The organism is Gilliamella sp. Fer1-1, from assembly GCF_001690825.1.
Taxonomy (GTDB): Bacteria; Pseudomonadota; Gammaproteobacteria; order Enterobacterales; family Orbaceae; genus Gilliamella; species Gilliamella apicola_C.
In genome coordinates this window covers 1-13,405 of sequence record NZ_LZGX01000025.1, presented here as the reverse complement: position 1 = coordinate 13,405, position 13,405 = coordinate 1, and the positions used below count along the sequence as shown (strand labels likewise).

Genomic DNA, 13,405 nt, shown 5'->3' with positions numbered 1-13,405 from the left:
AAAATGGAACAAATAAATAGTTCAATTCTTCTTATTGATGATCACCCAATGTTAAGAAATGGCGTGAAACAATTAATAAACACAGTAAACCATTTTGAAATTGTGGGAGAAGCTGGCTCAGGTATCGAAGGGGTTAAATTAGCCCAAGAGCTCGATCCTGATATTATTCTGCTCGATATCAATATGCAAGATGTCAATGGGCTAGAAATATTGCGCTATTTACGGGAGAAAAACATCGCAAGTCGCATTATTATGTTCACCGTATCGGACGCAAAAGAAGATATTATCACGGCACTAAAAACAGGTGCTGATGGGTATTTATTAAAAGATATGGAACCAGAGGATTTTCTAAAATCACTCAAAGAAATCTCGCTTGGAAAGCTAATTATGGATGATGCGATTTCACATATTATCCTCAATTACATGCGTCATGGTGAAGAACAGCTTACTAATCAAACTCACGATGTAAGCCTGTTGACACCAAGAGAAAATGAAATTTTTAATTTATTAGTTCAAGGCCTGCCGAATAAATTAATTGCAAAAGAGCTAGGTATCGTAGAAAGTACTGTAAAAGTACACATCAAAAGCATATTCAAAAAACTTAATTTTAAATCACGAATGGAAATGACCGTATGGTATCTACAAAGTAAGGAATAATCTTATCCATTGAAAAATAAAAATAGATAAATCGTTATACGTTATCTTTGTTTAATAGAGTAAAACAATTTATAACATAAAAACTTCCTGTTCGGCGAATTAGTAAATAACATTATTCATTTAACAAAATAACAAACATCACAAAAATCAAACAAAGCATTGAAAACTAGAAAGATATGATAACTTATAATAGAATTGTGCAAATAAATAGCTGCTATTTATAGCCATACACACAAAATCTACAATAGGAATATTTGAAATGCCAATATTGATTAATGCTTATTCGACAGTCACTCACCCACCAGCCATTGATTTCCCTTGTGAACGTTTATGTCATCGTGGATTAGATGATCCTGAATTGATGAAACACCTTGATGGTTTTATCGGTTATGTCATGCAAGCAGGCGATGGGCAGATGAATTCACGTCGTTATGCTTTGTATCGCCATATCCAACGAGTTAAACACCAATGGACCTTTGAGATTGAAGAAGATAATTTCAATGAATTTACTACTTGGGGGTGGCAGGTAAATGCCATTATATTTATGCCAGATGGTACGATCCAAAATCCTGATGGCGACGTCTTACAAGATCCTGATGGGGATATTGATTTAGATGCAGCTATGCCTTACCCACCAGAAGCATTAAAGCGCAAAGCAAAAACGGAGCAGTATTTAGCTAAATTAGGATTACATGCACCGACACATTTACCACCGGTTATTGCTGAATCAGAAGTCATACTTAGAACACCAGAAGAAGTCGCTGCACGTGCTTTGGCGATAATGTTAACAGGTATTCAAGCCGAAAGTTTTCGAGAAAATGATCCGATTAATCCGATGGAATTTAAAGAACGTTGCCCAACGGGGTTTGCGGCTTTATCAAATAATGAACGTGACTTTATTTATAGCGAGCAACCAACAGAGCAAGATGTAATAGATATGTCTTGGAAATATGAGGCACTATTACCTTTACAATGGGCAATCAAGTGGCAATCTGAGCTCCCTTTTGCTGATACCATCTGTAATGTTTCATCGTTAGTTGACGAAGGGATGCAACACTGTGAGCAAGATAATTCTACAGTAACCTTAAGACCAGTTAGTGAATTGTTAGATGCTTTAGATTTACATTACCGCTTACATTGGATAACCACAGATTATCAAATGAAAGATAAGCAACCACCCGCTTCAATAATAAGTGACGTTATTCAAGAGCGCCATTATGCATTAAATTGGTTAACTTGCTTTGAAAATGCGGATTGGGATGATGTCGATACACCGACCTAATATTTTGTCTTATTATTTAGCAGGCACCATGCCGTATTAAATTAGTAGATACTTTATTCATTGGCTAATGATTCATCTCATTAGCCATTTTTTAAAGTGAATAACTGAACCTTTTATAAGTAACGAAAAAATACAATCGTAGCATTGCGCACAACTAAAACTAATTTAGCTGTTCCCATTACTATCAGAAAACCAACTCAGTTTTTCACGTAATGCCACAACCGGGCCAATAATAATTAAACTCGGACTACAAGCTTGTAATGATAGTTGCGTTAAATGACATAACAAACCCGATATAACTTTTTGCTTCGTTGTTGTACCTTCTTCTACAATGGCAACTGGCGTATTTGCATCCATACCATGCTTAATTAACTGTTTTTCGATGTTTGCAGCTTGAGATAAACCCATATAAAAAACCAGTGTTTGTTTTTCGGCTGCTAAACTTTGCCAATCAAGGTGGCTACCATCTTTCAAATGCCCTGTAATTAACCGTACACTATGCGCGTAACTTCGATGCGTTAATGGAATGCCACTATAAGCAGAACACCCCGACGCTGCCGTAATGCCTGGCACGACCGAAAAAGGAATATCAGCGTTAAATAATGTTTCTAACTCTTCACCACCTCGACCAAAAATAAACGGATCGCCACCTTTTAAACGCACAACACGCTTACCTTTTTTAGCTTGCTGTAAAAGAATTTGATTGATTTGTTCTTGAGGCACACAATGAAATCCGGCTCGTTTACCAACAAAAATACGTTTAGCATCTCGGCGAGCAAGATTCATAATTTCATCTGAGACTAATCTATCATAGACAATAATATCTGCCTGCTGGATCTGTTGTAATCCTTTTAAAGTCAATAACCCAGCATCACCAGGACCCGCTCCGACTAACACAACCTCACCTCGAGAATCAAGCGAGGCATCAAATAACTCATTAGTGAGCTTCTCAACACGCTCAGAATCATTATTTGCAATTGCTTGAGCCAACCTGTCATGAGAAAACAACCTTTCCCAAAAACGACGGCGCTCAGTGATTGTTTGATAGGTTTTTTTAACTTTATTGCGCAAATAACCTGAATATTTAGCCAGTTTTCCTAAATGTTCGGGCAAAATAGATTCTAATTTCTCACGCAATAATCTAGCCAAAACAGGAGCATGCCCCTCTGAAGACACGGCTACCATAATAGGCGAGCGATCGATAATTGAAGGCATAATAAAACTAGCCTCCTTAGGAGAATCAACCACATTACAAAAAACACACCGTTTTTCAGCCTCAAGGCTCACTTTTTGGTTAATATCTTGGCAATCTGTGGCAGCAATAACCAGCCACTTATTATCAAGTAATTGTGCATTAAATTCCCCTTGAACTAGGGTAAGTTGCTGTTGTTCATGCCAACACATAAATTGCTCATTAAACGATTGAGAATTAACCGTAAGACGTGCGCCCGCTTCAAGTAATAGCCGCGCTTTACGTTCAGCAACTTCACCACCACCGACTAACAAACAATCACGGTTTTCTAACTTACAAAATAAGGGGAAATAATCCATAACACCTCAAAATAAAACATCTTTTTAACAATTTACTGATAATCAATCTAACAATAGCACTCTATGCATTATTCTGTGTTTAACTACCTTGCTATTTTGTATGACTTGTAACAATCAACGCCAAACACAATGCTCATTAAACATTCTTTATTGAAAGAGGGGAAATTCGCTATATCGCCCCTCCGATTTAAGCTAATGAGTTGAATAACCAACTTTTTATTCAGCAGTACTTAAGGTCGCTCAGCTCTAGGCGTTGAATACCAGTATCCGAGCCCCATAAATAACGCACCAGAAACAATATTTCCTAATGATACCCATAATAGATTATGACCAATTCCAGTTAGCGTGTAAGCATCACTATGGTTACCAAACCAAGAAAGCGAAAAAAGCGTCATATTGGCGATTGAGTGCTCATAACCACAAGCGATAAATGCTAACAAGCACCACCAAATTGCAATAAATTTTGCAGACCCTTCAACACGATTAGCCATCCAAATTGCTAAACAAACTAGCCAGTTACATAACACACCTCTAAAAAATAATGGGCAAGCCGCGGCCGATGTTTTTGCTAAAGCCGCAGTATGCACAAGGCTAGTATCGGTAGATAATAAAGGCGTTGCCGCATAAAAATACAGTGCCGCAACAAAAATTGAACCAACTAAATTTCCCAGCCATGTTTGTGGCAATACTAACCACATCTGCGTGTGTGTAATTTTTTTGCATTTCACCCCAAGCGTTAAAAACATGGTATGCCCAGTAAATAATTCTGATCCAGCAATTACCACTAACGTTAATGCGATCCCAAATGTCGCCCCCATAACTAAAGGTCTTATTGAAGTTTCAACCAAATTACCCAAAGTAAAAATTAAAATAATACCAAAACCTACATAAGCACCCGCCATGGCTGAACTTACCCAAAAACCGAATGGATTGGTTTTTGCCAAGCGAACAATACGCGCTGCATTAGCAGCACATTTATTGATTGTCTCTGTATACATATTTTTACCCTCTTAAAAAGATATTTAATTTGATTTAACCTGCACAGTACCATCATCATTAACATTCACTTGATAATAGGCGATAGAATATTGTTCATCATCCAAACAATAACCGTCTTTTAAACGAAAACGCTGTTTTTTTAGTGGGCTGGCAACATATAGCTCATTTTCATGCTGTCCAATAATGCCTCGCGATAACACACTTGCCTTAGCAAAAGGATCAATATTACTAATCGCATAAAGATCAGCATTATTATATGGACGAAAAATAGCAACGTGATCATGACCAACAAGCGCACAAACTCCGGTGCCTGGCAAAATATCATCAAGCTTACAAACCGTTATCCATTGACTCATACTATTCCCCTAACATTATTTTACGTTCTTCTGCTGTAGCAGGTCGATGCTGATCGCGCTCCGCTACAATTTGCACATTTTCATCACGCTGATTACTATTAATAAAGTGAGCAAATCGAACTTGATTTTCAGGATTTTCAACCGTCTTTTTCCACTCACACACCATTAATTTACGTAAGCGCGCCATTTCGCTTTCTAGTTCAGCATTAATCCCTAACTTATCGTCAACAATAACACTACGCAAATAATCAATACCCCCGTCTAGATTTTCAAGCCAGACGGATGTACGTTGTAACTTATCAGCGGTACGAATATAGAACATAAGAAAACGGTCAATGTATTGAATTAGCGTATTTTTATCTAGATCAGCCGCAAGTAAATCAGCATGGCGAGGCTTCATACCACCATTACCACAAACGTAAAGATTCCACCCTTTCTCTGTAGCAATCACACCAATATCTTTACCTTGGGCTTCGGCACATTCACGCGTACAACCTGATACACCTAACTTAAATTTATGCGGTGCCCGAATACCTTTATAGCGATGTTCTAACTCAACGCCAAAACCCACACTATCACCCACACCATATCGGCACCATGTGCTACCAACACAAGTTTTTGCCATTCTTAATGCTTTAGCATATGCATAACCACTTTCAAAACCGGCATCAATAAGCTCCTTCCAAATAGCTGGAAGATCATCTTTTTGCGCACCAAATAAGCCAATACGTTGTGAACCAGTAATTTTAGAATAGAGGTGATATTTTTTAGCTATTTGACCAACAGCAATTAACCCTTCTGGCGTAATTTCACCACCGGCGCTACGCGGAATCACCGAATAAGTACCATTTTTTTGAATATTTCCCAAGAAAATATCATTACTATCTTGCAAAGGGATTAAATCATCTTTAAGAATATAATCATTCCAACTTGAGGCTAATAACGATCCAACGGTAGGTTTACAAACCTCACAACCATAGCCCTGACCATGTTTTTTAATCACTTGATCAAATGACGTTAAACCCTCAACACGAATTAAATGGTATAACTCCTGACGAGAATATTTAAAATGCTCACATAATGCGTGACTAACCTCGATCCCTTGTTTAGCTAATTCCATATTAAGGATTTGGGTCACTAAGGGAATACACCCCCCACACCCTGTGCCCGCTTTTGTTTCGGCTTTTATTGCTGCAACGGTATGGCAACCTGCATTAATTGCATTAACAATTTTTTCTTTCGTTACATCAAAACAAGAACAAATTTGGGCCGAATCAGGAAGCGCTTCAACGCCCATCGTAGGTTTTGCTCCTGCATGAGCAGGCAATATCAAAGTATCGGGGTGCTCTGGCAGATCCATATCATTAAGCATTAATTGTAATAAATTACTATAGTCTGAAGTATCACCAACAAGCACTGCGCCCAATAACTTGTTATTATCTTGAGAGACAACTAATTTTTTATAAATAGGAACCGTTTCATCTAAATAAACATAGCTACGGCTACCGATTGTTTTCGCTTTAGCATCACCAATACTGCCGACATCTACTCCCATTAATTTTAATTTAGCGCTCATATCTGCGCCTTCAAATGGATTTTGCTCACCCATTAAATGCGCCAAGGCAACCTGCGCCATTTTATATCCTGGTGCAACTAAACCAAATACTCTGCCTTGCCAACAAGCACATTCACCAATAGCGTAAATATCAGGATCAGAAGTTTGGCAATAGTCATTAACCACAATGCCACCACGTTGGCCAATTTCAAGCTGACATGCTTTGGCAAGCTGATCATTCGGGCGAATACCTGTTGAGAAAACAATAAAATCAATTTCAAGTGATGTGCCATCAGCAAATTGCATAATTTTACCCGATGGTGTGTGAATAATTTCTTGGGTATTTTTGCTAGTGTGAACGCTAACGCCCATACTTTCAATTTTTCGGCGTAACTGCTCGCCTCCCATTACATCAAGTTGCTCTGCCATTAATACTGGTGCGAATTCAACGACATGTGTTTGTATTCCCAAGTTTTTTAATGCACCGGCAGCTTCAAGCCCCAACAAGCCACCACCAACAACCGCCCCCGTTTTACAGTGGCTAGCACATTCAGCAATAGCATCAAGGTCTTCAATGGTTCGGTAAACAAAACAATTTAAACCATTAGCGCCTTTAATCGGTGGAACCCATGCATAAGATCCTGTTGCAATGATCAATTTATCATAACTAACAATTCGCCCCGTCTGTGAATGAACTTCTTTACGCTGACGATTGATTAAAATAGCGCGTTCATTAAGTAATATGTTAATGCCATTTTCTTCATATAGCCCTTCACGAACTAAAGAAAGTGCTTCAGCAGTATGACCGGAAAAATAAGAGGAAAGATGAACGCGATCATAGGCAAGGCGAGGCTCTTCACAAAAAATAGTAATATTAAATTGATTAGGCGACATTTTATCAATTAACTCTTCAACAAAACGATGCCCAACCATTCCATTACCAATGATAACGAGGTTGGTTTTACTCATACAACAACTCCAAATTTATTTTAATTTAATCATTTAATTTTTATTTTGCTCACATTGTATGAAACTTTGTACAGAATATAACTACTCTCAAGGATTACTACTTTAGTGGTAAAGATAAGGCTATTTTAAAAAAAGTTTATTTGAAAATAAGCAACAATGACAATTAGTTATAAAACAATATCGACTCAACTCCCATAACCAACCCATAAAAAATAGTTAAAAAAGTTGCCAATTATAATTAACTTTATATAATTAGCCGACTAAATAAATTGAGTAATGATAATTGAATTACAATTCAAGAAAACTTCCTTCACGCGAAACTTTAGCAAAAGCGCAAAGATTTACTGATGAAACCATTGAGGTTTCCGGTGTCGATCTTGTCCTTAGTTTAATCACTACCGCCGATTTAATTCGCTCAAATATTTATGCGCAACTGGCAAAAGATTATGATGTATCTGAAGGAAAATTTGCGTTGTTAATGTCCTTGTATAGTGAAGGAGAAACTTGTGCTAGCGAGCTCGCATTAAGAGTCGGCGTTACACCGGCAACCGTTTCGGTAATGGTAAAACGAATGTTAGCTACCCAAGATCCTTTAATATCAATGACGAAAAGTGGACAAGATGGCCGCTCCCGACTCATCACGCTCACCACGACGGGAGTGAATCTTATTCAAAAAGCATTACCTGATCACTTAAAATCGATTCGCGCTTTTGCTCAAGTCTTAAATCCACAAGAGCAAGAATCTTTAATTGCAATGTTGCGCAAATTATTGCGGAAATAATTGCTAGTATTTATTAATAATCGTAATATTTTAACCATATACTTAGCTGACTAAATAAATGAAAAATAAATTAAACTTCAATAATTTACCTAAAAACATTAAAATCCCTGTTATCTTTTTATTGCTACTTCTTTTTGGCTCAATACTAATTTGTCTTGGTTCCAGAAACGATGCCGTCACTGTGGCAAAAAGTATCAAATCAGGGGTATTAACTGCTGATGAAATCAATATTGCATTCCAAAATGTTGGTGGGAAGGTCATAAAACGATTTGTTCAAGAATCACAATTCGTAAAAAAAGGCGATCCTTTAATGCAACTTGAAGATATTGATACCCAGTTATCTATCGATCGCTTACAAGCATTGGTCGATAGCCAAACCGCTGCGGTCAATCAAGAACAAGCAGCAATCGAAATCACTGAAAACGAAATCAATCTTAATGAACTATCAACATGGCGCAAAATAGAAGAAGTCAAAGCAGGCTTAGAGGCAGCCAAATCAGCTCGAGATTTGGCTAATACTGAATTTCAACGCCATACTCAATTAAGAAAAGCAGGTGGATCTTCACAATCGCAGCTCGACGCGGCGCGCAATGCCTACATCAGCACAAAAATGCAAGTTGTCCAGATTGAAAGCCAATTGTCAACATTAATGATTGGCGCAACCCCTGAACAAATGACGCAATTTGAACAAACCCGAAATGCAACCGGTATGACATTGCAATCAATCACAATTGCTAAACAAAAATTGCAAAATCGTCAAAATCAACTTGCTCAGATCCGAGCTCAATTAGCACAAGCGGAAACCGATTTAAAACAGCTCAAAGTCAATTACAACCGCCTTACATTGGTTGCACCAGAGGATGGCAAAGTACTAAAGCTGATGTTTGAAGATGGTGAAATGGTGCCGGCTGGTGCACCTGCGGTATTGTTAGAAACTGATCGCAAATATGTTGATATTTATGTTAACGAAAAAATGGTTAATGATTATCAGCCAGGTACTCAGGTAAAAGCGAACGTTATTGCACTCGACAAAACAGTAAAAGGCACCGTACGTTTTGCAACCGCGGCGCCTTCGTTTGCTGATTTACGCATGACTCGCGAACGCGGCCAAGCCGATTTAACATCTTACCAAGTCAGAATTTATATAGAATCCATTCCTAAATTATTAACTGGAATGACACTTGAGGTTAATCAATGATGCAAAACATCATTAAATCTATGCTTGAAGAGCTTGATGCGATGCTATCAGGCCACTTCATCCCTTATTATAAAGTGTGTTTGGGCTTAGCCGCTATCGTGTCGCTTATTTTTTCAATGGTATTGAGCCATGGCTCTGTTTTTGAAGGAAAAATTGCGGTTATTGATTTAGATAGTTCGAATTATTCCACTGAACTAATCAGCAAAGTGAATACCTCGCCTTTTATTGAAATATCTGAGGTCATTCACTCACCAATAAATCCAATTACCTTAGTTTCACACGATCGTAATTTAGGGGTGCTATATATTCCCAAAGGGCTGGAAAAGTCATTAAAGAAAGGCGATCAAACGGTTAAATTAGGTTACTTTGTTGATGATACGAATGATGCACAAAACGCTAAAGTCATGCAAAGTCTTAACGAAATCATTCCTGAGCTAGGGGTAGAATTAAGCGTTGGTAAAGTTGCTGCATTAGGGCAAGGAAGAGAAGCAACCGAAGCGACTTTATCACCAATGCAATTAAAAACACGCTACATGTTTAACCCGGCGAGCTCATCAACAATATCGACAATTATTTATTTTGTTTACTTCTTCTCGTCGCTGACTTATGGACTAACATCGTTAATGATTATCGGCCGCTTAAAAAGCACAGGAATGTGGAATACCGTTGTCGAGCGTGGATTTTTGCCACTATTGGCGCGAACCGTGCCTTATGCCCTATTTTACACCACCGCGCTAACGTTAATTACCGCCATATTGGTCATTTTTGGACAACTGCGTTTTGATGGTAACTATTTTGCATTCGTACCTAGCGTATTTATGACAGGACTCGCATTTGGTTGGCTAGGATTTTTACTTTCTTGGAACACTAACCATCCTGGTGAAGGGGCAAGCCGAATGATATTTTTAGTGCCACCGGGATTCATCATGGGCGGCTCAACCATGGCGGTCGGAATTATGCCTATTTGGGCCTATTATGCCAGTCATGCCTTTCCATTAGTTTGGTTATTCCGATTTTTCCGTGACTGCGCTATGCGTGGGCGCTCGTTTATTGATATGCTTTCAACCTATGGGATCTTTATCATCTATTTAACGGTTATTGCTTTTGTTGTGATGATGTTTGTTGAGCGAGTAAAAAAGACAGCAAAAAACTAATTTTTTGTCAAAAAGTTTCAAATAACATCTACGTTTCAGTAAAAAATTGATACCACATCACATCAATTTTTACCCCTCGATGAATGTTCACCGAGGGGTAAATTTATAGTTGGCACTTCTTTTTTAGAATATTACAACAATGACTTTATAAAGCTGAAGCTAACTAACGTCACTTCCCCCGCATACAAACGACCTTTAAGTTATCATCTAAAAGATTCACACCAAATTTCATCAAACTCCTCTTGATAAATTTGGATTTTAAAATAAAGAGAAATACAAACTACAATCATCGATAAAAAAGTACTAAAAACGATTATTGATAATATATCCTTCAATTCAATATAATGAACGGCCAATAAAGCAATAATAGAATACAGACAAAAAACAAGACTAAAAAAATAAACCATAGGGAAAATAAATAATTCGTCATTTTCTTCGTTACTTTGGACGGTTCTATCCGATAATTGCATAATATAAATATCGTTATTTCCTTGCGCAGCAATCATTTGCCCCTTTTGTCCCTGATTTACCCCATCAGCAGCCAGTGCTAATGCAAGCCATGCATGGCTTTCGCCTAATTTACCTAAATTAATATCTAATGGATAAACCTTATTTGGCGCAATTATAATTTCACCATTAATATCAAAAAATGTCTCCTTTAAAATATTTAATGCAGAAGAAGATAAAGATGTCGTCCATAATTGATTAACTCGTTTCTTTGGTATGTCCACACTTTTTAGTACCAAAAAGATAAGGTCATAGATTCATTTTATATTCAATGGGTGACTGGTAATTTAAAGACGAATGAAGCCTGTTGTAATTAAACCAATCCACATAGTGGTTAAATTGTAACCTGAGTTGTTCAAGTGAATCAAAAATCGTGTTTGACACAAATTCAGTTTTCACCGCTTTAAATGTTACTTCAGCAACAGCATTATCATAAGGGCATCCCTTATGGCTTAATGAACGCTCAATGCCAAACTCCTGTAAACATTCATCAAGTAGATGATTATCAAATTCTTTTCCTCTATCTGAATGAAATAACTCAACTGAATTTAAGTTAATAGGGATTTGGCTGATAGCATCCATAACCAGTTGAGCATTTTTATGTTTTCCTGCACTTCGTCCCACGATTTCTCGATTGCTTACATCAATAATCATACAAAGGTAATGCCATTGTTGTTTTACTCTCACATAAGTTAAATCAGCCACTAACACTTTGCGTTGTTGGCCTACGGTAAACTTACGATTAAGTTGATTACTTACTGTTGATTCGTTGCTTTGTTCTGTATTAGCACGATATTTTAATCTGTTAAGTAAGCTGTTGTTTTAAGTCATCGGGTAAATATTTCTCGAAAATATTTTCATCGTCATCCGCTAAAATGACGTCAATAGAGCAACTTTCTTTCAATAAGAAGAGTGCTGAGGCTAACTCATAAAAGCGTTGTTTTTGTTGTTTAATGAATAAAGGCTTATCAGTTTCATAAATTTTCCATTCTGATATTTTTAATTGCTGTAAAGAGTGTAACTTTTGTATTTTTGTTATCGTTAACGGTTGAACGTTAGTGTGAAATAACTCTAACTGCGTTATCTGATTTAAGAGCCCGCGATCTAACAGTTGGTTAAATAATGAATCATCAATTGACCAAAGAGAGAGGTTATCGGCAAAAATATCCTGTTTTGCCAATAAATCATCAAAGGTTTTAAAATCAAGACCTAAATCATCTCTAGGTACTAATAAGGAAACATAAACATAATCATCCTCAATAATTGCTCGGCTGATCTGTTTTTGATCGTTGAAATATAATTTTATATTACCTGAATGATCTGTTTCTGCATAATCTAAATAGCGAGATTCAATCCTTTTACATACATTATTTTCCCACTCCAATAACCACTCTCTATCACCAGTTGTTTCGGTAATATCAATTTGTTTTTCTTCGTATCTTTTTATTCGGCCTGTACCATCGGGATAATAACCGATAGTTTTAACAAACCAACCATCAATACACAAATGTTCGACTTGTACAAAACCAAAACTATATTGATAACATAAACCTGTAAATGGTTTTCCTTGATAAGAATAACGGATGTCGTTCATTTCATAATCAAAGTCACCGCTATGTAACAATTCATAATCGACCTTTATCATACCATTGGCTTCAAAAACACCATAATCTCGACTACCTGTAATAATACCGTCGGTAATTTCGTATACCTGATAAAGTTGATTATCTCGATGATCGTAAGCTTCGCCATTAAATGGCGTATCGTTATAAAAGTAGTAATTACTGCGCTTTTCTAGTTGATTCAGTTCTATTCTGACTTTCATCATATGGGAACCTTAATCTTTTTATATTATCAACACCTAGTGTTCAAGATTTAGTATAGGTTATATTTTTGCTGTATCCAATTACAAAAAGGCAATATGATTGTTATAAACTTTTCTTTATATGTGGATAAATAAGTGCATTGATTTCCTCATCAGAGTATACGCCTCCTCCCATACAAAAAGCACCTGGTAACTCTTTTATTTGACAAAAAGATAAATGATACGCTTGCATAAAGTAATTTATTACAAGAAAAGAATTAAAGTCACTAGAATCAACTCTATCCTTGATTAACTTTATTAAAAAATTAATCTCTTTACCTTTTTTAGCATTTTCTCTTAATAGTTCTAATAATTCTTCATTTAAATTCATTTTATAATTTCATTTTTGAATTTGGCTTTGCATATCAAGCAACGATGATTCAATCATGATTTTTAATCTATTAAGTTAGTTGATGTTTTAAATCATCGGGTAAGAATTCTTGAAAATAATCGATTCTGCCGTCATTAAAGGTTATTTTGATATTACTATTTTGTTGTAGGGCAAATAAGGCAAGCGCTTGTGCTCGATATT

Annotated in this window: 12 protein-coding genes and 1 pseudogene; 5 read left to right on the top strand and 8 right to left on the bottom strand. The window is 36.8% G+C overall.

Features of this window, described 5'->3' with window-relative positions; all coding sequences use genetic code 11:
* Positions 1–3 precede the first annotated feature (3 nt).
* Positions 4–657: a two-component system response regulator NarL gene (gene narL, locus A9G28_RS02805; RefSeq protein ID WP_065568421.1), complete on the top strand. Its 654-nt coding sequence runs from the start codon at positions 4–6 to the stop codon at positions 655–657.
* A gap of 259 nt (positions 658–916) precedes the next feature.
* The gene (locus tag A9G28_RS02800; protein ID WP_065579708.1) at positions 917–1,939 is read left to right on the top strand and encodes a DUF4272 domain-containing protein; all 1,023 of its coding nucleotides are present in this window, start codon (positions 917–919) and stop codon (positions 1,937–1,939) included.
* Between the two features lie 165 nt (positions 1,940–2,104).
* On the opposite strand, the gene cysG is transcribed toward A9G28_RS02800, so the two are convergent.
* The 4 genes from cysG to nirB form a co-directional block, all read right to left on the bottom strand.
* Complete coding sequence (cysG, locus tag A9G28_RS02795) at positions 2,105–3,490, bottom strand: siroheme synthase CysG (RefSeq protein WP_065568423.1); 1,386 nt, start codon at positions 3,488–3,490, stop codon at positions 2,105–2,107.
* Between the two features lie 230 nt (positions 3,491–3,720).
* A complete protein-coding gene (nirC, locus tag A9G28_RS02790) occupies positions 3,721–4,488 on the bottom strand; it encodes a nitrite transporter NirC (RefSeq protein WP_065579707.1) in 768 nt (255 codons plus the stop codon).
* Positions 4,489–4,512: 24 nt separating this feature from the next.
* Positions 4,513–4,845 (bottom strand): nitrite reductase small subunit NirD, encoded by a 333-nt coding sequence (gene nirD, locus A9G28_RS02785; protein WP_065568425.1) that lies wholly within the window; start codon positions 4,843–4,845, stop codon positions 4,513–4,515.
* Between the two features lies 1 nt (position 4,846).
* Positions 4,847–7,369 carry a nitrite reductase large subunit NirB gene (gene nirB, locus A9G28_RS02780; protein WP_065579706.1) on the bottom strand — a complete coding sequence of 841 codons (2,523 nt, stop codon included), beginning with the start codon at positions 7,367–7,369 and terminating at the stop codon, positions 4,847–4,849.
* 283 nt (positions 7,370–7,652) lie between these two features.
* Here nirB and A9G28_RS02775 point away from each other — a divergent pair, with 283 nt between their 5' ends.
* The 3 genes from A9G28_RS02775 to A9G28_RS02765 are packed head-to-tail and all read left to right on the top strand — an operon-like array spanning position 7,653 to position 10,502.
* Entirely contained in the window at positions 7,653–8,150 is a 498-nt protein-coding gene (locus A9G28_RS02775; protein WP_065568427.1) for a MarR family winged helix-turn-helix transcriptional regulator, read from the top strand.
* 58 nt (positions 8,151–8,208) lie between these two features.
* Positions 8,209–9,348 carry an HlyD family secretion protein gene (locus A9G28_RS02770; protein ID WP_065579705.1) on the top strand — a complete coding sequence of 380 codons (1,140 nt, stop codon included), beginning with the start codon at positions 8,209–8,211 and terminating at the stop codon, positions 9,346–9,348.
* Positions 9,345–10,502, top strand: coding sequence for an ABC transporter permease (locus A9G28_RS02765; protein WP_218057312.1), 1,158 nt, complete (start codon positions 9,345–9,347; stop codon positions 10,500–10,502). The genes A9G28_RS02770 and A9G28_RS02765 overlap by 4 nt, the downstream gene beginning before the upstream one ends.
* A 203-nt stretch (positions 10,503–10,705) precedes the next feature.
* On the opposite strand, the gene A9G28_RS02760 is transcribed toward A9G28_RS02765, so the two are convergent.
* The 4 genes and pseudogenes from A9G28_RS02760 to A9G28_RS02745 form a co-directional block, all read right to left on the bottom strand.
* Positions 10,706–11,233, bottom strand: a complete 528-nt coding sequence (locus tag A9G28_RS02760; protein WP_065579704.1) for a hypothetical protein — start codon at positions 11,231–11,233, stop codon at positions 10,706–10,708.
* Between the two features lie 25 nt (positions 11,234–11,258).
* A pseudogene (locus A9G28_RS02755) lies at positions 11,259–11,801 on the bottom strand (IS3 family transposase); the annotation flags it as partial.
* 13 nt (positions 11,802–11,814) lie between these two features.
* On the bottom strand, positions 11,815–12,837 hold the full coding sequence (locus A9G28_RS02750) for a hypothetical protein (RefSeq protein ID WP_141674673.1): 1,023 nt from the start codon (positions 12,835–12,837) through the stop codon (positions 11,815–11,817).
* A gap of 100 nt (positions 12,838–12,937) precedes the next feature.
* The gene (locus tag A9G28_RS02745) at positions 12,938–13,204 is read right to left on the bottom strand and encodes a hypothetical protein (protein WP_065568307.1); all 267 of its coding nucleotides are present in this window, start codon (positions 13,202–13,204) and stop codon (positions 12,938–12,940) included.
* Positions 13,205–13,405 lie beyond the last annotated feature (201 nt).